24 protein-coding genes and 1 pseudogene are annotated in these 21810 nt (G+C 68.8%); 15 read left to right on the forward strand and 10 right to left on the reverse strand.

All coding sequences use genetic code 11. The annotated features are described in order from the left end of the window. The first annotated feature begins 8 nt into the window (after nucleotides 1-8). Genes ABC319_RS00770 through ABC319_RS00780 form a run of 3 tightly spaced genes read left to right on the forward strand, consistent with a single transcriptional unit; the run spans nucleotide 9 to nucleotide 3289 of the window. Nucleotides 9-1514, forward strand: a complete 1506-nt coding sequence (locus ABC319_RS00770) for a circularly permuted type 2 ATP-grasp protein (protein WP_413068399.1) — start codon at nucleotides 9-11, stop codon at nucleotides 1512-1514. Then, on the forward strand, nucleotides 1514-2449 hold the full coding sequence (locus ABC319_RS00775) for an alpha-E domain-containing protein (RefSeq protein ID WP_413068400.1): 936 nt from the start codon (nucleotides 1514-1516) through the stop codon (nucleotides 2447-2449). The genes ABC319_RS00770 and ABC319_RS00775 overlap by 1 nt, the downstream gene beginning before the upstream one ends. 42 nt (nucleotides 2450-2491) lie before the next feature. Then, nucleotides 2492-3289: a transglutaminase family protein gene (locus ABC319_RS00780; protein WP_413068401.1), complete on the forward strand. Its 798-nt coding sequence runs from the start codon at nucleotides 2492-2494 to the stop codon at nucleotides 3287-3289. Between the two features lie 16 nt (nucleotides 3290-3305). Here the strand turns inward: ABC319_RS00780 and ABC319_RS00785 are convergent, their stop codons facing one another. Beyond that, nucleotides 3306-4067, reverse strand: a complete 762-nt coding sequence (locus ABC319_RS00785; protein WP_413068402.1) for an arginyltransferase — start codon at nucleotides 4065-4067, stop codon at nucleotides 3306-3308. A 214-nt stretch (nucleotides 4068-4281) separates the two neighbouring features. On the opposite strand from ABC319_RS00785, the gene ABC319_RS00790 reads away from it, so the two are divergent. Next, the gene (locus ABC319_RS00790; protein WP_413068403.1) at nucleotides 4282-4536 is read left to right on the forward strand and encodes a hypothetical protein; all 255 of its coding nucleotides are present in this window, start codon (nucleotides 4282-4284) and stop codon (nucleotides 4534-4536) included. A 56-nt stretch (nucleotides 4537-4592) separates the two neighbouring features. Here ABC319_RS00790 and ABC319_RS00795 read toward each other — a convergent pair whose 3' ends face one another. After that, on the reverse strand, nucleotides 4593-5843 hold the full coding sequence (locus tag ABC319_RS00795) for a threonine ammonia-lyase (RefSeq protein ID WP_413068404.1): 1251 nt from the start codon (nucleotides 5841-5843) through the stop codon (nucleotides 4593-4595). A 56-nt stretch (nucleotides 5844-5899) separates the two neighbouring features. Between ABC319_RS00795 and ABC319_RS00800 the strand changes: the two genes are divergently transcribed. Both ABC319_RS00800 and ABC319_RS00805 read left to right on the forward strand, forming a co-directional pair. Next, the gene (locus ABC319_RS00800) at nucleotides 5900-7564 is read left to right on the forward strand and encodes an amidohydrolase (protein WP_413068405.1); all 1665 of its coding nucleotides are present in this window, start codon (nucleotides 5900-5902) and stop codon (nucleotides 7562-7564) included. A 35-nt stretch (nucleotides 7565-7599) separates the two neighbouring features. Then, nucleotides 7600-8486: pseudogene (locus tag ABC319_RS00805) on the forward strand (glutaminase). A 16-nt stretch (nucleotides 8487-8502) separates the two neighbouring features. Here ABC319_RS00805 and ctrA read toward each other — a convergent pair. From ctrA to ABC319_RS00820, 3 genes are all read right to left on the reverse strand, one after another. Next, nucleotides 8503-9204 carry a response regulator transcription factor CtrA gene (ctrA, locus tag ABC319_RS00810; protein ID WP_305172173.1) on the reverse strand — a complete coding sequence of 234 codons (702 nt, stop codon included), beginning with the start codon at nucleotides 9202-9204 and terminating at the stop codon, nucleotides 8503-8505. Nucleotides 9205-9299: 95 nt separating this feature from the next. After that, nucleotides 9300-10406 (reverse strand): AI-2E family transporter, encoded by a 1107-nt coding sequence (locus ABC319_RS00815; RefSeq protein ID WP_413068406.1) that lies wholly within the window; start codon nucleotides 10404-10406, stop codon nucleotides 9300-9302. A gap of 557 nt (nucleotides 10407-10963) precedes the next feature. Further along, entirely contained in the window at nucleotides 10964-11875 is a 912-nt protein-coding gene (locus ABC319_RS00820) for a LysR family transcriptional regulator (protein WP_413068407.1), read from the reverse strand. A gap of 120 nt (nucleotides 11876-11995) precedes the next feature. Between ABC319_RS00820 and ABC319_RS00825 the strand changes: the two genes are divergently transcribed. Beyond that, a complete protein-coding gene (locus ABC319_RS00825; protein WP_413068408.1) occupies nucleotides 11996-12709 on the forward strand; it encodes a pirin family protein in 714 nt (237 codons plus the stop codon). Nucleotides 12710-12840: 131 nt separating this feature from the next. Beyond that, nucleotides 12841-13443 (forward strand): NAD(P)H:quinone oxidoreductase, encoded by a 603-nt coding sequence (gene wrbA / locus ABC319_RS00830; RefSeq protein ID WP_413068409.1) that lies wholly within the window; start codon nucleotides 12841-12843, stop codon nucleotides 13441-13443. A gap of 89 nt (nucleotides 13444-13532) precedes the next feature. Here the strand turns inward: wrbA and ABC319_RS00835 are convergent, their stop codons facing one another. Continuing rightward, entirely contained in the window at nucleotides 13533-14234 is a 702-nt protein-coding gene (locus ABC319_RS00835; protein WP_413068410.1) for a M15 family metallopeptidase, read from the reverse strand. A 50-nt stretch (nucleotides 14235-14284) separates the two neighbouring features. On the opposite strand from ABC319_RS00835, the gene ABC319_RS00840 reads away from it, so the two are divergent. The 4 genes from ABC319_RS00840 to ABC319_RS00855 all read left to right on the forward strand — a co-directional run bounded on the left by ABC319_RS00840 (nucleotide 14285) and on the right by ABC319_RS00855 (nucleotide 16416). Beyond that, nucleotides 14285-14923, forward strand: a complete 639-nt coding sequence (locus ABC319_RS00840) for an RluA family pseudouridine synthase (RefSeq protein ID WP_413068411.1) — start codon at nucleotides 14285-14287, stop codon at nucleotides 14921-14923. 10 nt (nucleotides 14924-14933) lie between these two features. Further along, on the forward strand, nucleotides 14934-15356 hold the full coding sequence (arfB, locus tag ABC319_RS00845) for an alternative ribosome rescue aminoacyl-tRNA hydrolase ArfB (RefSeq protein WP_413068412.1): 423 nt from the start codon (nucleotides 14934-14936) through the stop codon (nucleotides 15354-15356). Nucleotides 15357-15396: 40 nt separating this feature from the next. Further along, entirely contained in the window at nucleotides 15397-15876 is a 480-nt protein-coding gene (locus ABC319_RS00850) for a GAF domain-containing protein (protein ID WP_413068413.1), read from the forward strand. Nucleotides 15877-16233: 357 nt separating this feature from the next. After that, nucleotides 16234-16416 carry a hypothetical protein gene (locus tag ABC319_RS00855; protein WP_413068414.1) on the forward strand — a complete coding sequence of 61 codons (183 nt, stop codon included), beginning with the start codon at nucleotides 16234-16236 and terminating at the stop codon, nucleotides 16414-16416. Nucleotides 16417-16449: 33 nt separating this feature from the next. On the opposite strand, the gene ABC319_RS00860 is transcribed toward ABC319_RS00855, so the two are convergent. Then, entirely contained in the window at nucleotides 16450-17769 is a 1320-nt protein-coding gene (locus tag ABC319_RS00860) for an MFS transporter (RefSeq protein ID WP_413068415.1), read from the reverse strand. A 129-nt stretch (nucleotides 17770-17898) separates the two neighbouring features. On the opposite strand from ABC319_RS00860, the gene pgsA reads away from it, so the two are divergent. The 3 genes from pgsA to ABC319_RS00875 are packed head-to-tail and all read left to right on the forward strand — an operon-like array spanning nucleotide 17899 to nucleotide 19178. Then, nucleotides 17899-18450 (forward strand): CDP-diacylglycerol--glycerol-3-phosphate 3-phosphatidyltransferase, encoded by a 552-nt coding sequence (gene pgsA / locus ABC319_RS00865; protein WP_413068416.1) that lies wholly within the window; start codon nucleotides 17899-17901, stop codon nucleotides 18448-18450. A gap of 3 nt (nucleotides 18451-18453) precedes the next feature. After that, nucleotides 18454-18711: a molybdopterin converting factor subunit 1 gene (gene moaD, locus ABC319_RS00870; RefSeq protein WP_413068417.1), complete on the forward strand. Its 258-nt coding sequence runs from the start codon at nucleotides 18454-18456 to the stop codon at nucleotides 18709-18711. Continuing rightward, nucleotides 18708-19178, forward strand: a complete 471-nt coding sequence (locus ABC319_RS00875) for a molybdenum cofactor biosynthesis protein MoaE (protein ID WP_413068418.1) — start codon at nucleotides 18708-18710, stop codon at nucleotides 19176-19178. The genes moaD and ABC319_RS00875 overlap by 4 nt, the downstream gene beginning before the upstream one ends. 65 nt (nucleotides 19179-19243) lie before the next feature. Here the strand turns inward: ABC319_RS00875 and ABC319_RS00880 are convergent, their stop codons facing one another. The 3 genes from ABC319_RS00880 to ABC319_RS00890 form a co-directional block, all read right to left on the reverse strand. After that, entirely contained in the window at nucleotides 19244-19906 is a 663-nt protein-coding gene (locus ABC319_RS00880; RefSeq protein WP_413068419.1) for a fasciclin domain-containing protein, read from the reverse strand. A gap of 89 nt (nucleotides 19907-19995) precedes the next feature. Then, nucleotides 19996-20898: a hydrogen peroxide-inducible genes activator gene (locus ABC319_RS00885; protein ID WP_413068420.1), complete on the reverse strand. Its 903-nt coding sequence runs from the start codon at nucleotides 20896-20898 to the stop codon at nucleotides 19996-19998. Nucleotides 20899-20912: 14 nt separating this feature from the next. Then, nucleotides 20913-21680 carry a sulfite exporter TauE/SafE family protein gene (locus tag ABC319_RS00890; RefSeq protein WP_413068421.1) on the reverse strand — a complete coding sequence of 256 codons (768 nt, stop codon included), beginning with the start codon at nucleotides 21678-21680 and terminating at the stop codon, nucleotides 20913-20915. Nucleotides 21681-21810: the final 130 nt, after the last annotated feature.

Raw genomic sequence — 21810 nt, forward strand, 5'->3', positions numbered from 1 at the left:
GAGGGTAGATGGGGCAACACGCGTTCGACGAGATCATGGGCACGAAGGGCGGTCCGCCGCCGCGTGCCGAACTGGCTGCACTGGGGCGATGGCTGGAGGCCACGCCGCCCCAAGAGCTTCGCCGCCGCCAGCAGTCCGCCGAGGCCGCGTTCCGCCAGCTGGGCATCACCTTCGCGGTCTATGGCGACAGCGACGCCAGCGAGCGGATCATCCCGTTCGACATCGTGCCGCGGGTCTTCCTGCCCGACGAGTGGGAGCGGTTGTCGCAGGGGCTGATCCAGCGGGTCGAGGCGATCAACGCCTTTTTGAACGATATCTATGGCGATCGCCGCATCCTGAAGGAGGGCGTGCTTCCCGCCGACCTGGTGCTGGGCAATCCGCAGTTCCGGCCCGAGATCGCCGGCATGCGGCCACCGCATGGCGTCTGGGCGCATATCTGCGGGATCGATCTGGTGCGGACGGGTCCGGACGATTTCTTCGTGCTGGAGGACAATGCCCGCACACCGTCCGGCGTCAGCTACATGCTGGAAAACCGCGAGGCGATGCTGCGGCTCTGCCCGGAGCTCTTCCGCGAATTCCGTGTCGCGGCGGTGGACAGCTATCCCGACCGGCTGCTGGAGACGATGAAGTCGGTGGCACCGCACGGGGTAGCGGCGCCGACCTGCGTCGTGTTGACCCCTGGCCACTACAACTCCGCCTATTACGAGCATAGTTTCCTGGCCGACTCGATGGGGATCGAACTGGTCGAGGCGGCCGATCTGGTGGTCGACGACGACATCGTCTGGATGCGGACGATCGCGGGCCGGGTGAAGGTGGACGTGATCTATCGGCGGATCGATGACGACTTCCTCGATCCGCTGGTGTTCCGACCGGATTCCGCACTGGGCGTGCCGGGACTGATCGCCGCCTATGCCTCCGGCAATGTCGCGATCATCAATGCGCCGGGCAACGGCGTCGCCGACGATAAGGCGATCTATAGCTACATGCCCGAGATCGTCCGCTTCTATTCGGGCGGCGAGGCGAAGCTGCCCAATGTCGAGACGTGGCGCTGTCGCGAGCCGGACGCCCTGAAATACGTGCTGGAGCATCTGGACCAGGTGGTGGTGAAGCTGGTCGACGGATCGGGCGGTTATGGCATGCTGGTCGGCCCGACCGCGAGCAGGGCGGAGATCGAGGCGTTCCGCGCCGCGCTGGTTGCCGAGCCGCACCGCTATATCGCGCAGCCGACGCTGGCTCTGTCGACGGTGCCGACGATGGCGGAACAGGGACTGGCGCCGCGACACGTCGATTTCCGCCCGTTCGTGCTGACGGGATCGCGCGGGGTACAGGTGGTGCCGGGCGGGTTGACCCGCGTGGCGCTGCGCGAGGGTTCGCTGGTGGTCAATTCGAGCCAGGGCGGCGGGACCAAGGATAGTTTCGTGCTGATGGACGATCGGCCACGCCAGTCGCAGGGGCTCGCGGGCATGACCCAGACGATGGGCGGGATGAGCCAGTCGATGGGAGGCGAGGCCTGATGCTGAGCCGGACCGCATCGTCGCTCTACTGGCTGGGCCGCTATTTCGAGCGGGCCGATTTCATCTCGCGCCTGGTCGAGGCGACCGTGAGGCTGGACGTGCTGTCGGCGCGACCGGCGGGGCAGGCGGCATGGGCTTCGGCACTGACCGTCACCGAAACGGACGGCGCGTTCGATTCGACCGGCGGCGAGATCAGGCGGCGCGAGGTGGCGCGGTTCCTGACCGTGGATACCAGTCACCCGGGATCGATCATCCGCTGCACCGAGATGGCGCGGCTGAACGCCCGTGCGGTGCGTACCGCGCTGACGCGCGAGGCATGGGCGGCGATCAACCGCGCCTGGCTGATCTTCGACGGGCGGCCGTCGGCGGACGACCCGACATCGGTGCTGAACCTGGTCGACGCGGTGAAGAACGAGACGCGGGGGTTCGAGGGCGCGGTCCACCGGATGCTGCGCAACCAGACCACATGGTTCATCCGGCTGGGCCAGGCGATCGAGCGAGCGGACAATACCGCGCGGCTGCTGGACGTGAAATATCACATCCTGTTGCCCGAGGGCGAACGGGTCGGTGGCGTCGTCGATCGCGATCAGTGGACGACGATCCTGCAGACAGTGTCGGCGGTGACCGCGTATCGCTGGCTCTACTCCGACGGGCTGCTGCCAGCGAACGTCATCGATCTGCTGGTCGCGCGGGGCGAATTGCCGCGGAGCCTGGCGGCATCGGTGGAGGAAACGGTGGACGTGCTGGGACTGCTGGCGCGGCGGACGGGCCAGCACGGAGAGGCGGACAGGATGGCACGGGTGCGTGCGACCCGCATGGCCCGGACCCGATCGGGGGAGGTAATCGCATCGGGCCTGCACCAGTTCCTGCAAAGCTTCATCCACGAGAACGCGCTGCTCCACGGGGCGATCGGGCGGCAGTTCAAGTTCGGGTAGGACGGTTATCGGGTCGGCATCGGGGCGGGGGACGCGTAGGGTATGAGACTGTCTATCCAACATCGCACGGAGTACCGCTTCTCGGCGCCGCAGGCGCGGCTGGTGCAGATGCTGCGCCTGACCCCGCAGAACTCGCACGACCAGACGATCGCCCGCTGGCGGATCGACGTGGATTGCGACGCCAGGCTGCGCGACGGTCGCGACGGGTGGGGCAATGCGGTGACGATGCTCTACGCCGACGGTCCGCTCGACGGGCTGGAGATCACGATCACGGGCGAGGTGCTGACCAGTCATTCCGACGGGGTGCTGCACGGTGTGCCCGAGATGCTGCCGCCATCGGTGTTCCTGCGCGGGACCGTGGCGACGGCGCCGGATGCGTCGATCGGCGCATGGGCGGCGTCCATCAAGGGCGGCGATAACCTGCTGGCCGGGTTGCACCGGATCAATGCGGGTATGCACGAGCGCTTCGCCTATGACGGCGACCGGCCCGAGCCGGGGCTGACCGCCGGCGATGCGTGGGGCAGGAGCAGCGCGACGCCGCGCGATGCGGCGCAGATGTTCGCGGTCGCCGCGCGGAGCATCGGTGCACCGGCGCGATACGTTTCCGGCTATCGCTTCCTGGCCGGGGAGGAGCGGACCACGCCGCACGGCTGGGCGGAGGCGTTCGTCGAGGGGCTTGGCTGGGTAGGGTTCGATCCGTGCACCGGGCTGTCGCCGCAGGACGATCACGTCCGGGTCGCGGTGGCGCTGGATGCCGCGGGGGCGGCACCGGTCGCCGGATCGCGGCTGGGCGAGGGCGAGGAGCGGCTGGACGTCGAGGTGCGGGTGTCCGAAGCGTGAGGGGGCCGGCCGGATCTTATCGTGCCGGCAGCGTCACCATCTCCTCGTCGCGCAGCAGCCGCCAGCCGGCCGGGCCGAGCACCTCCAGCGGGCGATAGCGCGTCTTGTATTCCATGCGCGACGATCCCTTCACCCAGTAGCCGAGATAGACATAGGGCAGGCCCGCATCGCGGGCGCGCATGATGTGATCCATGATGATGAAGTTGCCGAGCGCCTGGCGGGCCGGATGGTCCGGCTCGAAGAAGCTGTAGATCATCGACAGGCCGTCGGCCTGACGGTCGGTCAGGCAGGCGCCGACCAGCTTGCCGCGGCGACCGTTCACCGTCGGCTCCCGGTACTCGACGATCAGGGAGTTGACCGGCGAATGCTCGATCATGTCGGCATAATCGTCCTCGTCCATCCCCGCCATGCCGCCGGCGGGATGGCGCAGCGCGAGATATCGGCGGAGCAGCTGGAACTGCTCGTCGGTGGCCCAGGCGCGGCAGGCGACGACCTCCAGGTCGGCATGGCGGCGCAGCAGCTTGCGCTGGGTACCGTTGGGAACGAAGTCGGCGGTGACGACGCGAACGGAAACGCAGGCGGTGCAGCCTGCGCAGGACGGGCGATAGGCGACACCCTGGCTGCGGCGGAAGCCGATGCGGCCGAGCGCGTCGTTCAACTCGGTCGCATGCGGGCCCGTCAGCTCCGTGAACACCTTTCGCTCCTGCCGGCCCGGCAGATAGGGGCATGGCGAGGGGCTGGTGACGAAGAAGCGCGGAAAACGAAAAGGCGCAGTCACCGCCGGCAGACCCCCAAGGAACGTGTGCGGCACCGTATATGTCGTCGCCGGGCCCGCGTGGGAAGCGCTTTACCATCCATTTGCGTCGAGGACCTTAACGTCGGACGTGGCGGATCGGGTCGAACTGCCTCCGGAACGGGACCGAAAGCTGTTGCACTGCGGAACGGTTGATGCGAGGCGGCGTTCGGAACCGAACATGCATGGGAGTAGCTATATGAAGATGAAGAACCTGCTGGCCGCGACGGCCGCCCTGACGCTGACCGCCTCGCCGGCGATGGCCGCTGCGGCCAATCCGGCCGCGTCGCTGTCGGTCGCGAAGTCGGCGCGCGCGAGCGCGTCGGGCACGAAGTCGAGCAAGCTGGGTGCGGGCGCCGGTGGCATTGCCGCCGCCGTGATCGCAGCGGGCATCGCCGCGATCGGCGTGATCGCGATCGTGAACGACAGCGACGACGACTCCGACAGCAACTGATCGGTCTCGTCTAGCGGAAAGGGCTCGCCTGTCTGTCAGGCGAGCCCTTTTTCGTGTCAGGCGAGTTCGACCTGCGTCGTCTCGTACCCCGCGCCGCGCAGGGCGGTGATGAGGCGGTCGAGATGTGCACGATCGCGGGTCTCGCACTCAATATCGGTGATCAGGCCCTTCGCCGGCAGCGTCGTGAAGACGCGCTGGTGGTACACCTCGATGATGTTGACGCGTTCCTGATCGAACAGGCGGGCGACGTTGAACAGGGCGCCGGGCTGGTCCTGCAACCGGATGCGCAGGCGGGCGAGCCGGCCGGAGCGGGCGAGATCGCGTAGGAGGACGTTGGCGAGCAGGCGCGTGTCGATGTTGCCGCCGCACAGCACGACGCCCACCGTCTTGCCGGCGAACCGGCCCGGATGGGCGAGCAGCGCCGCCAGCCCCGCCGCGCCCGCACCCTCCACCACGGTCTTCTCGATCTGGAGCAGCAGGCTGACCGCCTCTTCCAGATTGCGCTCGTTCACCAGCAGGATGTCGTCGACCAGCGCGGCGACCATGCGGGCCGTGATGCCGCCCGGCTCCTTGACGGCGATACCCTCGGCCAGCGTATCCCCGGCGCAGGGCAGGTCGGTGCCGTTGATCCGGTTGTACATCGACGGGAACAGCTCCGCCTCCACCCCCACGACCTCGATCGCGCGATCCTGCGCGCGCGCGACGACCGCCATGCCCGAGATCAGGCCCCCGCCGCCGATCGGCGTCAGCAGCGTGTCGATCGCCGGCACATCCTCGAACATCTCGATCGCAGTCGTGCCCTGACCGGCGATGATCCGGGGATCGTCGAACGGGTGGACGAAGGTATAGCCGCGCTCCGCCTCCAGCACGCGGGCATGGGCATATGCGGCGTCGAACGTGTCGCCCTCCAGCACCACCGTCGCCTTGTGCCCCTCTGTCTGGACGACCTTCACCGTCGGCGTGTTGCGTGGCATCACGATCGTCGCCGGCACGCCCAGCCGGTTGGCATGATAGGCGAGGCCCTGCGCGTGATTACCGGCGGATGCCGCAATCACGCCCTTCGCCTTCGCCTCGTCGGACAATTGCAGCAGCGTGTTGAGCGCCCCCCGCTCCTTGTAGGCCGCGGTGAACTGAAGGTTCTCGAACTTCAGATAGACGGTCGCGCCGGTCAGCTCGGACAGGGTGCGACTGATCAGCGTGGGCGTGCGGACGATCGAATCGCGGATGCGCGCGTGCGCCGCGCGAACATCGTCGATGGTGACGGGGAGCGCCTCGTCGGCAGGGGCGGGCTTTATCTGCGTTGCCATGGCGCCCGCGTTAGACCGTCTGGCGCGGTGGGGGAACACCGCTTATGCCGGCCGGCATGTCAAAGCCGACCTCGCTCCTGATCACCGCCGCCTGCCTCGCGATCCTGCTGCCCTGTCCTGCAATGGCGGAGGCGCTGGTCGACAATGTCAACGGCATGACGCTGGATGCGGACGGCAAGGTGGTGCGCTTCACCGGCATCCTGATGACGACGGACGGCAAGGTGGTGAAGCTGCTGACCGCCAGGGACAAGCGTCCCGAGCGGCTGGACTGGCGGGCGGACATGAAGGGACGGGTGCTGCTGCCCGGCTTCGTCGACGCGCACGGGCATGTGATGGAGCTTGGGTTCAGTGCGGTGCTGCTGGACCTGTCGGACACGAAGTCGCTCGATCAGGCGAAGGCGAAGATCGCCGCCTATGCCGCCGCGAACCCCGACCGGAAATGGATCCTGGGCGGCGGCTGGAATCAGGAGGCATGGGGGCTCGGCCGCTTCCCGACCGCGGCCGACCTGGACGGAGTGGTGGCGGACCGGCCGGTGTTCCTGTCGCGGATCGACGGGCATGCCAGCTGGGCGAACAGCGCCGCGATCAAGGCGGCGGGGGTGACGGCCGCCACGGCCGCACCATCCGGCGGGCGCATCGAGAAGGGTGCAGGCGGAGCGCCGGCCGGCGTGTTCGTCGATGCGGCGCAGGATCTGGTCCGCCGGGCCGCGCCGCCGCCGTTGCCGAAAGATCGCGACACGGCGTTCCTCAGCGCCCAGGCGATGTTGCTGTCGATGGGGGTGACCAGCGCGGCGGACATGGGCACGACGGTGGACGACTGGCTGAGCTATCGCCGGATGGGCGACCGGGGCAACATGCGGGTGCGCATCGTCAGCTATGGCGCGGGGATCGAGGATACGGTGCGGATCGGCGGCACTGGGCCGACACCGTGGCTGTACGGCGACAGGCTGCGGCTGGCGGGCGTGAAGCTGTACGGCGACGGGGCGCTGGGATCGCGCGGTGCCTGGCTGAAGGCGCCGTACGCCGATGCGCCGGGGCAGAGCGGGCTGGGGTTCATGACCGACACGGTCATCCGCAACCTGATGAGCCGGGCGGCGATGGACAATTATCAGGTAGCCGTCCACGCGATCGGCGACCGCGCCAACGCACAGGCGCTGGATGCGATCGAGGAGTTGTCGGCGACCTACAAGGGTGATCGCCGCTGGCGGATCGAGCATGCGCAGATCGTCGATCCGGCCGACCTGAAGCGGTTCGGCCAGCATGGCACGATCGCCTCGATGCAGCCGACCCACCAGACCAGCGACCGGACGATGGCCGAGGCGCGGCTGGGCCCGGCGCGGCTGGCGGGCGCCTATGCATGGAAGACGATGCTGGCGAACGGCGTGCCGCTGGCGTTCGGGTCGGACTTTCCGGTCGAGCGGCCGGATCCGTTCGCCGGCTGGGCGGCGGCGTTCACCCGGCAGGGTGCGGACGGTCAGCCGTCGGGCGGTTGGCGGCCGGAGGAAGCGGTGACGCGCGAGCAGGCGTGGCGCGCCTTCACGCAGGGCGGGGCCTATGCCGCCTTTGCCGAGGACAAGTTCGGGCGGCTGGCGCCGGGGCAGCGTGCTGACTTCATCATCGTCGACCGCGATCCGCTGCTCGCCAGTCCTTCCGACCTGCGCGCGACGAAGGTCGAGGAGACGTGGGTCGGCGGCGAGAAGGTTTGGGAGCGCAAGCCATAGACCTGTCCGCGATCGTCGCCGATATCGCGGCAGAGATGAAGGCGGCGCCCGAACGCGGCGCGCCGGCCGACTACATACCCCCGCTCGCTGCGGTCGATCCGGGCAAGTTCGGGATCGCGGTGATCGAGGCGGACGGCACCTGCCATCTGGCGGGCGATGCGGAAGAGGCGTTCTCGATCCAGTCGATCGCCAAGGTCTTCGCGCTGACGCTGGCACTGGGGCATGTCGGCGACCAGCTGTGGAAGCGGGTGGGGCGGGAGCCGTCGGGCAGCGCGTTCAATTCGATCGTCCAGCTGGAATTCGAGCACGGCATCCCGCGCAATCCGTTCATCAATGCCGGCGCGATCGTGGTGGCCGACGTGCTGCTGGGACGGAACGAGCCGCGGGAGGCGATCGGGGAGATCCTGCGCTTCGTACGGAGCGCGGCCGATGACGATGGTATCGTGATTGACCGCGCGGTGGCCGAGGCGGAGATGGCGACCGGGCACCGCAACCGGGCGCTGGCGAGCTATATGCGGTCGTTCGGGAATATCGAGCACGACATCGAGCGGACGCTGGGCGTGTACGTCCATGAATGCGCGCTGGCGATGAGCTGCCGGCAGCTGGCGCTGGCGGGACGGTTCCTGGCGATGGAGGGCGTCAATCCCGGGACCGGCCGGCGGCTGGTGTCGGCGCAGCGAGCGAGGCGGATCAACGCGCTGATGCTGACGTGCGGCCATTACGACGGATCGGGCGAGTTCGCCTTTCGCGTCGGCCTGCCGGGCAAGTCGGGCGTCGGGGGCGGCATCCTGGCGGTGGCGCCGGGGCGGGCGAGCACCGCGGTGTGGTCCCGGGCCTGAACGAACGCGGCAATTCGCAGCTGGGGACGCTGGCACTGGAGCGGCTGGTACAGCGGACCGGCTGGTCCGTGTTCCAAGGCTGACCGCGGGCCTGCCCCGTCAGGCGACCGCGGTCGCCACCACCTCGTCGGATTCGCGCAGGACGTAGCCGCGGCCCCAGACCGTCTCGATGTAGTTCTCGCCGTCGCAGGCCATGCTGAGCTTCTTGCGCAGCTTGCAGATGAAGACGTCGATGATTTTCAGCTCGGGCTCGTCCATGCCGCCATAGAGGTGGTTGAGGAACATTTCCTTGGTGAGCGTGGTGCCCTTGCGAAGCGAGAGCAGCTCCAGCATCGCATATTCCTTGCCGGTCAGGTGGACGCGGGCACCATCGACCTCGACGGTCTTGGCATCCAGGTTCACGGCCAGCTTGCCGGTGCGGATGACCGACTGCGAATGGCCCTTCGACCGGCGGACGACGGCGTGGATGCGGGCGACCAGTTCCTCGCGGTGGAACGGCTTGGTGACGTAATCGTCGGCGCCGAACCCGAAGCTGCGGACCTTCGAATCCATCTCGCTGACGCCGGAGAGGATGAGGACCGGGGTGGTGACACGAGCGACGCGCAGCTTTTTCAGCACGTCGTACCCGTGCATGTCGGGCAGGTTCAAATCGAGCAGGATGATGTCGTAGTCATAGAGCTTGCCGAGGTCCAAACCCTCTTCGCCCAGGTCAGTCGTGTAGCAATTGAAACCTTCGGCATGGAGCATCAGCTCGATCGCCTTGGCAGTCGTCGGCTCGTCCTCGATCAGCAGCACGCGCATCAACCAGTCCCCTAGTCGCGGAACCGCCCCCTGTTCGAGCGGTCGATCCGATCCATTAACCAAATGACATCTGAAGGCAAAAGGTTAATTCAGGGTTAAGTGCGCGATCCGCGATCGTTGCGGGGCGGCAGCAGACGATCATGCGCGGCGCGCGGAATGTCTTCGCCCAGCACTTCGCGCAAGTAGAGGCTGCGGACCAGCGTGAAGATCACGACGAGAAGCGCGGCAGAAAAGAAAAGACCGAACAGTCCGAATATCACACCGATGCCGATGATCGCGAATACGGTGACGGCAGGCGGAATGGAGATCACCCGCTGCTGGACATAGGGGGTGATGAAGTTGGTCTGGACGAGGCGGACGACCGCATAGGTGACGAGCGTGCCGACCAGCGGCCCGGTGCCCCTAGTCGCCGCCAGACCCAGCGCCGGGACCATTGCGGCGGTGGGGCCGACATAGGGGATGAACTCGCTCAACCCTGCGAGCAGGCCGAGGGCGGCGGCGGAGGGCACGCCCGCGAACCACAGTCCCGTGCCGATCAGGATGCCCATGCTGGTCATCAGGATCAGCGACGAGCCGAGCCACAGCCGCAGCACGCGGCCGACGTCGAACAGCGCATCCTCGAACGCGGGGCGTTTCGACGGGGGGACGAGGAGGAGGAGGCCGCGCTCGTACACCTTCGGGTCGCCGGCCAGGAACAGCGCGCCGATCAGGAGGAGGAGGCAGTTGAGCACGAACTCGCCGCCACCCTCCACCAGGCCGCCGATATCCTGTGCGGCGCGGCTGCCGGCATAGGTCTGGCGAACGGCATCGGCGATCTTGGCACCGACCGGCGTTTGCGATGCCCAGGCGTCGAGCTGGTCGAGGAGACCCGGCAACTGGGTGACGAGGACGTTGACCTGCTGGCGGAATTCGACCCCGAACAGCCAGACGAGGAAGCCCAGTACGCCCAGCACGGTGGCATAGCCGAGCACGAGACCAAGCTTGCGCGAGGCGTGCAGATGGTCGCGGTAGAGGTCGGCGACCGCGTGGATGACGATCGCGCCCAGGACCGATCCGAAGGCGAGGATCAGGAGATTGCCGGCGCGGTAGAGCGCGGCGGACAGCGCGACGATGACGATGAAGAGGACGACGCGGCGGATGAAGCGCGCATCGTCGGCATCCGGCGCGAGGCGGGGACGCGGTGGAGGCGGCATCTCGGTCATGCGCGAATGTTGAGGAAGTTGCGGGTTGCGGAGGGTGAATGTTGAGGCTTGCGACAGATCGCCATCGCCGCGGTGGGATTCGATTGCCGGTATAAGTAGCTGTTATGGCGAGACGATGATGCCTGCGACCGCAGGAGCGCGATGAAGTGGTGGCGGATGTTGAGGGCGCCGAGGTCTAGGGCAGTTGCGGGCGAATGTTGAGGCGCCTCAACATTCGCGATCACGGTGGCCGGGCCGCGGGCGCACGGCGAGCTTCGAGAGGGTGAGCGGCGGGCGTCTGGCATGGACGGGTGATGGCAGATCGGGGGCGGGTAGGACAGTGCGGACGGCGGGATGCGTCGTTTCGCTGGCGTGGCCCCGTATTCAGCAGTCACCGGCCTTACCGTCGCCCCGGACTTGATCCGGGGTCCCGCTATTCATCGGGCGCTCGACGGAAGCTGGGCCCCGGATCAAGTCCGGGGTGACGACGGGTCGGTGGGGGTGCCGGCCGGTTTGCAACAGTGGCGGGAGGTTTGTGGAGTGAGACAGGCGCCGGCCTCAGTCGAGGTCGGCGGGCGTTACCGCGACACTGCGCTTGCACAGGGATCGCGGAGACGGTCGCCGAGGAAGGCGATCAGCGCCTCGACGCGTTGCGGGCGCAAGGGGCTGGGCGGGGTCAGGAGGTGGAGGCCGACGGGCGGCGGCGTCCAGTCCGGCAGGATGGCGACGAGCGCTCCGCTGGCGAGATGGGGGCCGACGATGAAGCCGGGCAGGGGCGCGATGCCGAGGCCGGCGAGAAGAGCCGGAACCAGCGCGTCGCCGCTGTTCGCGATCAGTGGGCCGTCGGGCCGGATCGACACGTCGGCGCCGCCGGGACCGTGAAAGCGCCAGTTGCCGGTGATGTTGGCATAGCGGAGCAGCCGATGGTCGGCGAGGGCGGCGGCATCGGCGGGGGTTCCGGCGGCCGCGAGATAGGCGGGGGCGGCGACGATGTGGGTGGCGATGTCGCATAGCCGGCGCGCGCGCAGCGAACTGTCGGCAAGGTCGCCGATGCGGAGCGCCACGTCGAATCCCTCGGCGACGATGTCGACGCGGGCATCGGAGAGATGGAGGTCGATGTCGACCGCCGGATTGCGGACGAGGAAATCGGCGACGAGCGGCGCGACGTTGGCGATGCCGAAGCTCATCGGCGCGGCGAGGCGGACGGTGCCGGAGGGGGAACTGGCGGCGTCGCGTGCCGCCTCCTCGGCGGCGCGGGCCTCTGCGACCATGCGGCGGGCATGCTCGGCAAGGGGGCGACCCGCCTCCGTCAAGGCCAGGCGGCGCGAGGTGCGATGGAACAGCGACTGGCCCAGCGCCGCCTCCAACCTGGCAATGATCTTCGACACGGTCGCCTTGCTGAGCCCGATCGATTCGGCCGCGCCGCTGAACGACTGGCGGTCGGCGACGGCGGCGAAGACCGCCCATGCTTCCAGATCGGGCAGGCGCATCGACAGGCACTCCGGCGGTAGATGGTGTTCGAATCGGAAACGATCCTATTCCATCGTTTCCGTTTACGCGACCCTGCGACAACCTATCTTGAGCGGGACGGAAACACGAGGAGCTTTCCCATGCTCGACACCAAGAACCGCATCGACCGCCGCCCCTTCGCCAGCCTGGGCCATGCCAATCATGGCTGGCTGGACGCGCGGCACCATTTCTCGTTCGCCTCCTATCACGATCCCGCCCGGATGGGCTGGGGCGCGATCCGGGTGTGGAACGACGACGTGATCGCAGCCGGCGCCGGCTTTCCGCCGCACCCGCACCGCGACATGGAGATCATCACCTATGTCCGCACCGGTGCGATCACGCATCAGGACTCGATGGGCAACAGCGGCCGCACCGCCGCCGGCGACGTACAGGTGATGAGTGCCGGATCGGGCGTGCGCCACGCCGAATACAATGCCGAGGACGAGGCGACGACGCTGTTCCAGATCTGGATCGAGCCGACCACCAGCGGCGGCGAGCCGAGCTGGGGCGCCAAGCCCTTTCCCAAGGGTGAGCGGTCCGGCCAGCTGACCGTGCTGGCGAGCGGGTTCGCCGAGGATGCCGGCGCGCTGCCGATCCGGGCAGAGGCACGGGTGCTGGCCGCCACGCTGAAGGCGGGCGAGCGGGTGACCCATGTCGTGGGCGACGGCCGCCACGCCTATCTGGTGCCGGCGACCGGCAGCATCACGATCGACGGCGAGGCGGTGAACGCCCGCGACGGTGCCGCGTTGTCGACGGGCAGCTACACGATCGTCGCAACCGACGATGCGGAGATCGTGCTGGTCGACGCGAAGTAATCCCCCCGTCCTCACCCCTCGGGCGCTGACGCGCCTGCCTTCCCTTGCCCGATGGGCGAGGGAAGGGACCACCCGGCCGGTACGGGCGGGAAGGGCGAGAGCGCCACCGGTTTCCCCTGAAGGAGCATATGATGACCAAGGTTCTCGTCCTCTATTACTCGTCCTACGGCCATATCGAGCAGATGGCGGATGCGGTCGCCGAGGGTGCGCGCGAGGGCGGGGCCGAGGTGGACATCCGCCGCGTCGCCGAGACGGCGCCGGCCGCGGTGGTCGCCGCGGCGCACTTCAAGACCGATACCGCGCATCCCGAGATCGAGTCGCCCGACGCGCTGGCCGGGTACGATGCGATCATCGTCGGTGCGCCGACCCGCTATGGCCGGATGCCGAGCCAGATGGCCGCGTTCTGGGACACCACGGGCGGGCTGTGGATGAAGGGTGCGCTGGTCGGCAAGGTAGGCGGTGCGTTCACCTCGACCGCGAGCCAGCATGGCGGGCAGGAGACGACGCTGTTCTCGATCATCACCAACCTGTTGCATCACGGGATGGCCATCGTCGGACTGGACTACGGTTTCCAGGGACAGATGGGAGTCGACGAGCTGCGCGGCGGATCGCCCTATGGCGCGACGACGATCGCAGGCGGTGACGGATCGCGCCAGCCGCAGGCGGAGGAACTGGCGGGCGCGCGGTACCAGGGCAAGCGGATCGCGGAGACGGCGGCGAAGCTGGCGCGCTGATCTTCAGGCGGGCGAGGGGCCGGGTGCCTCTCGTCTGTCGTCGTCCCGGATTTCGTAGGATGACGTGCGACGGTGGACGGGGATGGCCGCTACCGCCGCCGGCGCTTCTTCTTCAGGTCGGGCGCCGTCAGCTGGAACGGCGGCTGCGGCTGTGCGGTCAGCACGATGCGGAGCGGCGGGTAGATCGCGGGCTCGGCGGGAAAGGCCGCCCGCGCTTTGGCGAAGATGAAGCGCGATCGAGCGGCCCCCAGCGCATCGGCGGAGGTGCCGACCCAGCGCCAGTGCCACGGCTCCCACTTCACCTGCTGCCGGTTGCCGGGCGGAAAGCTGAGTTCGAACCCGAAGCGCGGCGCGTTGGCGATCAGCCAGCGGGCGGCGGGCAGCGCGGCCATGCACGCCTCCGCATCCGGACATCCGGGCGAAGGCCGGACGGCGAAGTCGATCGCATAGCCGGTGGTATGCTCGCTATGGCCCGGCGGCGCGACCGAGATGGCCCGCTCCGCCGCATCACCCTGACCACCGCTGGCGAAGACGCCGCCCTGCCGCGGGATCGAGCGGTGGCACGACAGGCCGCGGATGATGCCGCCGGTCGCCGGATCGGCCGCGGCGGCGGCGATCAGGCGCTGGAGATCCGGATACACGTCGCGCCGGATGCGGCAGGCGTGGAGGGAGAAGCCGACGGGCGCGTCGACCAGGTCGCCGGGCGCGACGTCGCCGTACGGGAAATGGCCGAGGACGCGGCCATCGCCGCCGGCGGGCGCGATCATCTGGGCAAGGAGGAGAGCGAGCATCGCACCGCCGCCTCTGGCATGCGGGCGTGCGTGGTGGCAAGGAGCCCGACATGCATGGTGACCGCGTATTGTTCCTCGATGGCGAGGCCCTGGTGATCGACAAGCCCGCCGGGCTGCCGGTCGATCCGCCCCGCGACGGGTCGATCAGCCTGGAGAACCATCTCGATTCGCTGCGCTTCGGCTTCCAGCGCTGGCCGAGCGCGGTGCACCGGCTGGACCGGGATACCAGCGGCTGCCTGCTGCTGGCGCGCAACCCGAAGGCGCAGGCGCGGTTCCAGCAGGCGTTCGAGGGCGGAACGGTCGAGAAGCGGTATCTGGCGGTGCTGGACGGCGTGGTGAGCGGCGAGGGGGAGATCGACCTGCCGCTGGGCAAGACGAGCACCGCAGAGGCGGGATGGCGGATCGTACCCGACCCCGCCGGCAAGAAGGCGCGGACGGCGTGGCGGGCGATCGGGACGCGCGAGGGGCGGACGCTGGTCGAGTTCCGGCCCGCGACCGGGCGGACGCACCAGATCCGCGTCCATGCCGCCAGCGGTCTGGGGGCGCCAGTGGTGGGCGATCCGGTCTATGGCCGCGCGGCGAAGGAGGGCATGATGCTCCATGCCGCCGAGCTGGTGGTGCCGCGGCCGGGCAAGGAGCCGATCCGGGCGGAGGCACCGCTGCCGGAGCGGTTCGGCGACTGGCGCTGAGGCGACGGCGATGGTCGCGATCCCCATCACCCGGTCGATCGCGATCGACAGCGACGAGCTGGACGAATCGTTCACGCGCGCCGGCGGGCCGGGCGGGCAGCACGTCAACACCACCGACAGCGCGGTGCTGCTGCGGTTCGACGTGGCGCGATCGCCCGGCCTGCCCGAGCTGGTGAAGGAGCGGCTGGCGGTGCTGGCGGGATCGCGGATGACGCGCGATGGGGTGCTGGTGCTGCGCAGCGAGGGCGCGCGCAGCCAGCTGCTGAACCGGCAGGAGGTGCGCGAGCGGCTGGTCGCCCTGATCAAGGAAGCGACGATCGTGCCCAAGAAGCGGCGCCCGACCCGCCCGACTAAGGCATCGCAGACCCGACGGGTGGATGCCAAGGTGAAGCGGAGTTCGGTGAAGGCCGGACGTGGCAAAGTGCGGGAGTGATGCCCATCTCGGCGCCCCGGACAGAATAGAGAGTGGATCGATGTACGAGTTCGACGTGGCCAACGGTTCGAAGGCGGAGCTGTACCGCGACATGCTGTCCGCGCTCGACGCGCTGACCGGCGACGAAAGGGACGCGACCGCGAACATGGCGAATGCGGCGGCGTTGCTGTGGCAGTATCTGCCCGGCCTGAACTGGGCCGGATTCTATCGCATGGTCGATGGCGAGCTGGTGCTGGGGCCGTTCCAGGGCAAGGCGGCGTGTATCCGCATTCCGCTGGGCAAGGGCGTGTGCGGCACCGCGGCGGCGACGGCGACGACGCAGATCGTGGCCGACGTGCACGCGTTTCCGGGCCATATCGCCTGCGACGCGGCGAGCCGGTCGGAACTGGTGGTGCCGATCGTCCGCGATGGCGCCGTGGTGGCGGTGATCGACCTGGACAGCCCGTTGCCCGCGTGGTTCGACGAGGCCGACGCATCGGGGTGTGAGGCGATCGCGGCGCTGCTGGCGACGCGGGTCTGATCCAGATCGGGACTCACATCGGGATGGCGGCGAACGATCGGCGGGCGTAGCTTTCGAGTCGGCCAGAGCGCGTCGCCGCCGAACGGGGGTTTGGGGACGGCGACCGAGGCCCACGGTCTCTTGCGCGAGGGGCCGTCGCGATGCCGCTCCGCACGAACTCCCGCGGGGCGGCATTGTCGTGTCCGGGGCGGCGCGACCCTTTATCGCTTCGATGGAATGGAACGGCGTCCGCGGCACGGGCGATTGCCGCCGCCTGGCGATCGTCGGACCGTCCCGTTACGTGGCGTCCCGGATCGACACAGGCCTTAACCATCCTGTGTGATGGCTAAAAATCCTAAATGAGTCGTTAACAGCAGCATGACGACGAGCAGCCTTACCCGACGCCTGGTTTTGACCAACGAGGCCGCCCGCCACCCGCTCCGCCGCGCCCTGCCACCGGTGAAGCCGCTGGCGCCGGTCCGCGAGGACGATCAGGACCTGAAGCTGTTCGCGCTGAGCTTCGCGGCGTTCTTCGTCTGCTTCTACAGCTTCATCTTCTGAACCCGCCGGGCGGCCGGCCCGGCCGCCGCGTGCTCAGTCGCCGCAGGCGAGGCAGGCATCCTCGCGGTCGCAGACGCGGTGGAGGCGCCGGGCGATCCACGCCGAGATCAGGCACATGCCCGCCACCAGGAACAGCATGTCCTCCGGCGTGACGCCCAGCCCGCTGATGAACAAGACCGCGATCGCGCCGATCGTCATCGCGCCGGCGTTGACGACGTTGTTGGCGGCGACGGTGCGCGCGGTCTGATCCTTTTCCACCGTCGTGGTCAGGAAGGCATAGAGCGGCACGACGAACATGCCGCCGGTCACCGCGATGGCGAGCAGCGTCGCCAGTACGGCGAGCGCGCCCGGATGGGCCATGAAGGCCGACCAGCCGAGCAGCTGTCCCGCCGGTGCGGGCTGCCAGTTGCGGGCGATGAGCGAGAACAGCACGACGAAGCCGCCCATGCCGATCACCGAGGCGGGGGCGTAGCGGGCCGAGATCCGCCCCTTCAGCATGGTGTTGATGATGACCGAGCCGATCGCGACGCCGACCGAGAAGACGGCGATGACGCCGCTCGCCACCCGCTCGTCCGCGGTCAGCACGTTCTTCACCAGCGGCGGGAAGACGATGATGAGGACCGAGCCGATCGTCCAGAAGAAGCTGATCGCGCAGATCGCCAGGAACAGCCGCGGGATGTGCATCGTCGCCGCGATCAGTCGCCACGAGGCGGTGAAGGGATTGTAGTTGAGCTTGAGCGGCGGTCCCTCACGCGGCGCCGGCGGCACCTGGCGCCCGACCAGCCAGCCGATCACCGCGATGGCGAGCACGGTGGCGGCTGCCCCCTCGATCGGGATCCAGCCGGCGACCACCGTGCCGGCGAGGATCGCGAGATAGGTACCGGCCTCCACCAGCCCGGTCCCGCCCAGAACGTCGCACGGGGCCAGATGCTGCGGCAGGATCGCGTATTTGATCGGGCCGAAGAAGGTCGAGTGGATGCCGAGCAGCAGGACCGCGCCCAGCATCATCACCAGCCCGGCGTTAATATACCCCTCACGCGCGAGCAGCAGGCCGCTGGCCCCGACGACCATGATCGCGATCTCCGCCGCCTTGACGATGCGGATGATCCGCGCCTTGTCGGTCGTGTCGGCGAGCTGGCCGGCCAGCGCAGAGAGCAGGAAGAAGGGCAGGATGCCGATACCCGTCGCCAGTGCGTTGAAATTGGCTTCCTTCGCGGCATCGTTGAAGATGGCGTAGGTCGCGAACAACACCATCGACGTCTTGAACAGGTTGTCGTTGAAGGCACCGAGGAACTGGGTGACGAAGAGGGGCAGGAAGCGACGCCGCTTCAGCAGCCCCAACGCATTGATCATGACGCGGCCTTGATGCGGTAAACTGGCCGCGCTTGTAGACCAGTCGCGCCGGCCTGCAAACGCTTTGCGCGCCGGCCCGTCCGCGCCGGGGTTCCCGCTGGACGATTAGGCGGATAGGGAGGTGCGGTCATGCTGACCCTGCCCAACCTGTTGACCCTGTCGCGGATCGTCGCGCTGCCGCTGCTCGTCGGGCTGCTGTGGTGGCCGGGCTGGGCCGCGGGATACGGCATTGCGTTCGCGCTGTACTGCCTGATGGGGATCACCGATTATTTCGACGGGTACCTTGCCCGTTCGAACGGCGCGGTGTCGCGGCTGGGCGTGTTCCTGGATCCGATCGCGGACAAGATCATGGTCGCGGCCGTCATCCTGATGCTGGTGGGGACGCGCGACATCGCCGGCCCGCACCTGATCGCCGCGCTGGTCATCCTGCTGCGCGAGATCGCGGTATCGGGCCTGCGCGAGTTCCTGGCGCCGCTGCACGTATCGATGCCGGTGTCGAAGCTGGCCAAGTGGAAGACGACGCTGCAACTGGTGTCGCTGGGCGCGCTGATCCTGGGCGGGGCGTTGCCCGCGGCCGAGTGGATCAAGGCGGTGGGGCTGGCCAGCCTGTGGGGTGCGGCGGTGCTGACGGTGATCACCGGCTGGGATTACCTGCGCGTCGGCCTGAAGCATATGGACTGAGCGATGGCGATACGGGTGTTGTATTTCGCGTGGGTGCGCGAGCGGATCGGGACCGGTGAGGAGCTGGTCGACCCGCCGGCGGACGTGAACACGGTGTCGGCCCTGATCGACTGGCTTATAACACGCAGTGCCGGGCATGCGCTTGCCCTGGGCGAGCGAGGCCGGCTGCGTGCCGCGGTGGACCAGGCGTTCGTGCCGCTGGATGCGCCGCTGGGCGAGGCCCGCGAGGTGGCGATCTTTCCCCCGGTGACGGGCGGATGACCGCGGGAGGCACGATCCGCGTCGTCGTCGACCGCGCACCGATCGACGCGGCGGCGGAACTGGCGCTGACGGAGGCGGCGGGGGTCGGCGCGGTGGCGACGTTCACCGGGCTGGTGCGCGCCGACGCCGGCGCCGGCGGCGATGTCGAGATGCTGGAGCTGGAGCATTACCCCGGTGCGACCGAGGCGGCGTTGCGGTCGCTGTGCGACGAGGCGATGCGGCGCTGGTCGCTGGCGGGCGCCACGATCGTCCACCGGGTGGGGCCGATGCGACCGGGCGAGCGCATCGTCTTCGTCGTGGCGGCGGCGGCACATCGTGGTGCGGCGCTAGAGGCCTGTGCGTTCCTGATCGACCGGTTGAAGACCGACGCGCCGTTCTGGAAACGCGAAGTACGCGGTGGCGAGGCGGCGTGGGTAGAGGCACGCGAGACGGACGATGCGGCCGCGCGGCGGTGGCTGGCAGGGTGACGTTCGTCAGATCGGAAGAGTGACGGGCAGGAGAGGCGGCCCGCAGTGCCGCCCCTCCCCGGTCATCAACCAAGCTTCGGCAGGCTGATCCCGTTGGTGGAGTGGATCACGCCGTTGGTCTGCTTCAGGTCGGGCTTGTCGATATAGCTCTTGTTGCCGACCGCGTCGGTGAGCAGGATCGCCTGACCCTCCAGCGAGGCGGTGATCGCCTGACCGGACAGGGTGGTGAGGGTGGCCTTGCCACCGCCGGCGGTGATCGCGGCGCGGATCTGGTCCGAGGTCATGGCGCCTGCCACGACATGGTTCTTCAGGATCGTCGTCAGGCTGGCGACGTTCGCGGGGGCGAGCAGCGTATCGAGCGTGCCGGCGGGCAGCAGCGCGAACGCCGAATCCTTCGGCGCGAAGACCGTGTACGGTCCCGGCCCGGCCAGCGTCGCTTCGAGCTTGGCGGCCTGGACCAGACGCAGGAGCGTCTTGTGATCGGGCGAGGCGGCGATGGCGGCGGCGATCGTGGTCGTCGCGGCGGGCGCAGCCGCGGCGCCTGCGGCCGGGGCGGCGGTCTGCGGCTTGGCGGTGGTCGCCGGCGCCGTACCGGGCTGGGTCGTCGCGGGCGCCGTCGTGGTGGTGGGGGCCGTGGCGGGCGCGGCGGTGGTCTGAGCGGACGCCGGGCCGGCCAGGATCGTCGCGGCAAGCAGGGCGGGGGTCAGGAAGGTGGCGGTCGAACGCATCGAGTCACTCCGGCTGTTGAATGCGCCATATTCCACGCGCGAAGGCGCGGATCGTTCCCCGATTCCGGTCAATCGGGCGCGCTATACGGTCAATTGATCTCCGCCAGGACGCCCGCGAGCAGGCGAAAGTCGCTCTCGCGCGGCGACGCGCGACGCCAGACCAGGGCGACGTTGCGCACGGCGTTGTCGGCGGCAAGTGGGCGCGCCGTGATGCTGGTATGGTCGAGAATGCCCGCCTTCAACGCCATTTCGGGCAGCACGGTCACGCCCAGGCCGTTGTCGACCATCTGGACGATGGTGTGGAGCGAGGTGCCCAGCATCGTCGCCTCGGCACGAAGTTCGGGACGGTTGCAGGCGGCGAGCGTGTGATCCTTCAGACAATGCCCATCCTCGAGGAGGAGCAGGCTGGCGGCATCGATCGCATCGGCGTCGATCGTCGCGGGTGCGGGCTCGTTGCCGCGGGTCTGGAAGGCGACGAACAGGCGATCGTCGAACAGCGGTGCCGAAGCGACCTCGCCGCACGCGAAGGGCAGGGCGAGGAGGACGCAGTCGGTGCGGCCGGCATGCAGCCCCTCGCACGCCTGGGCGCTCGATTCCTCGCGCAGGAACAGGCGCAGTTCGGGATAGTCGGCGCGCAGGCGGGGCAGGATCCGGGGCAACATGAAGGGCGCGATGGTGGGGATGACGCTCATCCGCATCTCGCCCGTCAGCGGCCGGCCGGCGGCGCGGGCCATGTCGCCCAGCTCCTCCGCCTCGCGCAAGACCTTGCGCGCCTTGGCGACGATGCGATCGCCCAGCGGGGTGAAGCGGACTACGCGGCGCGTCCGCTCGACCAGCACGACGCCGATCAGGCTTTCCAGATCGCGCAGGCCCGCGGACAGCGTCGACTGGGTGACGAAGCAGGCCTCTGCGGCACGGCCGAAATGGCCGTGGTCGCGCAGGGCCACGAGGTACTGGAGCTGCTTGAGCGTCGGCAGGTAGGTGGCGGCCATCGGCTGCCGTTAGCTTACCCGTGCAGCGCGCGCCACAGGCCGAACAGGCTGGTGACGACCAGCACGACGCCGACCATCAGCATCAGCGTCCTGGCCGGCACGCGCTTGGCCAGCATCGCCCCGAACGGCGCCGCGACGACGCCGCCGATCAGCAGGCCGACCGTCGCCATCGTGAAGGCCGCCCAGCCGAGCTGGGTCAGGAAGGTGACCGAGATTGTCGCCGTGACGAAGAACTCGGCGGTGTTGACTGAGCCGATCGTCGTCCGCGGCGAGGCGCCCTGGACCAGCAGGTTCGACGTCACCACCGGTCCCCAGCCGCCGCCGCCCGCCGCATCGAGGAAACCGCCGGCGAGGCCCAGCGGCTCGACCACCTTCGGCTCGCGCTGGGTAGGGGGATAGTGCAGGCCGCGCCACAGCAGGTAGACGCCGATCGCCGACAGATAGGCGAGGATGAACGGCTTGGCGACCGCGGCATCGATGTTGGACAGGACATAGGCGCCCAGGATGCCGCCGATCACGCCGGGGATCATGATCCGGAAGAACAGCCGCCAGTTGACGTTGCGGTGGGCGACATGGCTGATCCCCGACACCGCGGTCGTGAAGGTCTCGACCGTGTGCACGCCGGCCGAGGCGGCGGCGGGGGGCACGCCGATCCACAGGAGGGCGGTGTTCGAGATGACGCCGAACGCCATGCCGAGCGCCCCGTCGACCACCTGCGCCGCGAACCCGATCAGGATAAAGGGGATGACCTGCGCGAGATCGAGGCTGGATAGATCGGGCATGACGTTCCTTTCACCCTGACGAATGACCTGCCCGGCCAAACTCCACAAGAAAGATAGGCTTTAGTGCCGCTGCAGCGCGGCCATTGCCGGTCGCCGGAGCTGACCCTAGATGCGAGACGGCGCGACGGGA

Origin of the sequence: Sphingomonas phoenicis (assembly GCF_047238005.1) — a bacterium.
Lineage (GTDB): Bacteria > Pseudomonadota > Alphaproteobacteria > Sphingomonadales > Sphingomonadaceae > Sphingomonas.

Bases quoted from the DNA above. Each gene is read 5' to 3' on its own strand.
- ABC319_RS00825 (WP_413068408.1), top strand. From the start codon at position 11,996: ATGCTCGACACCAAGAACCGCATCGACCGCCGCCCCTTCGCCAGCCTG.
- ABC319_RS00890 (WP_413068421.1), bottom strand. From the start codon at position 21,680: ATGCCCGATCTATCCAGCCTCGATCTCGCGCAGGTCATCCCCTTTATC.
- ABC319_RS00835 (WP_413068410.1), bottom strand. From the start codon at position 14,234: ATGCTCGCTCTCCTCCTTGCCCAGATGATCGCGCCCGCCGGCGGCGAT.
- ABC319_RS00780 (WP_413068401.1), top strand. From the start codon at position 2,492: ATGAGACTGTCTATCCAACATCGCACGGAGTACCGCTTCTCGGCGCCG.
- ABC319_RS00820 (WP_413068407.1), bottom strand. From the start codon at position 11,875: ATGCGCCTGCCCGATCTGGAAGCATGGGCGGTCTTCGCCGCCGTCGCC.
- ABC319_RS00800 (WP_413068405.1), top strand. From the start codon at position 5,900: ATGTCAAAGCCGACCTCGCTCCTGATCACCGCCGCCTGCCTCGCGATC.
- pgsA (WP_413068416.1), top strand. From the start codon at position 17,899: ATGCTGACCCTGCCCAACCTGTTGACCCTGTCGCGGATCGTCGCGCTG.
- ABC319_RS00860 (WP_413068415.1), bottom strand. From the start codon at position 17,769: ATGATCAATGCGTTGGGGCTGCTGAAGCGGCGTCGCTTCCTGCCCCTC.
- moaD (WP_413068417.1), top strand. From the start codon at position 18,454: ATGGCGATACGGGTGTTGTATTTCGCGTGGGTGCGCGAGCGGATCGGG.
- ABC319_RS00880 (WP_413068419.1), bottom strand. From the start codon at position 19,906: ATGCGTTCGACCGCCACCTTCCTGACCCCCGCCCTGCTTGCCGCGACG.
- ABC319_RS00790 (WP_413068403.1), top strand. From the start codon at position 4,282: ATGAAGATGAAGAACCTGCTGGCCGCGACGGCCGCCCTGACGCTGACC.
- ABC319_RS00850 (WP_413068413.1), top strand. From the start codon at position 15,397: ATGTACGAGTTCGACGTGGCCAACGGTTCGAAGGCGGAGCTGTACCGC.
- ABC319_RS00885 (WP_413068420.1), bottom strand. From the start codon at position 20,898: ATGGCCGCCACCTACCTGCCGACGCTCAAGCAGCTCCAGTACCTCGTG.
- ABC319_RS00775 (WP_413068400.1), top strand. From the start codon at position 1,514: ATGCTGAGCCGGACCGCATCGTCGCTCTACTGGCTGGGCCGCTATTTC.
- ABC319_RS00875 (WP_413068418.1), top strand. From the start codon at position 18,708: ATGACCGCGGGAGGCACGATCCGCGTCGTCGTCGACCGCGCACCGATC.
- arfB (WP_413068412.1), top strand. From the start codon at position 14,934: ATGGTCGCGATCCCCATCACCCGGTCGATCGCGATCGACAGCGACGAG.
- ABC319_RS00770 (WP_413068399.1), top strand. From the start codon at position 9: ATGGGGCAACACGCGTTCGACGAGATCATGGGCACGAAGGGCGGTCCG.
- ABC319_RS00855 (WP_413068414.1), top strand. From the start codon at position 16,234: ATGACGACGAGCAGCCTTACCCGACGCCTGGTTTTGACCAACGAGGCC.
- ABC319_RS00840 (WP_413068411.1), top strand. From the start codon at position 14,285: ATGCATGGTGACCGCGTATTGTTCCTCGATGGCGAGGCCCTGGTGATC.
- ctrA (WP_305172173.1), bottom strand. From the start codon at position 9,204: ATGCGCGTGCTGCTGATCGAGGACGAGCCGACGACTGCCAAGGCGATC.
- ABC319_RS00795 (WP_413068404.1), bottom strand. From the start codon at position 5,843: ATGGCAACGCAGATAAAGCCCGCCCCTGCCGACGAGGCGCTCCCCGTC.
- wrbA (WP_413068409.1), top strand. From the start codon at position 12,841: ATGACCAAGGTTCTCGTCCTCTATTACTCGTCCTACGGCCATATCGAG.
- ABC319_RS00815 (WP_413068406.1), bottom strand. From the start codon at position 10,406: ATGACCGAGATGCCGCCTCCACCGCGTCCCCGCCTCGCGCCGGATGCC.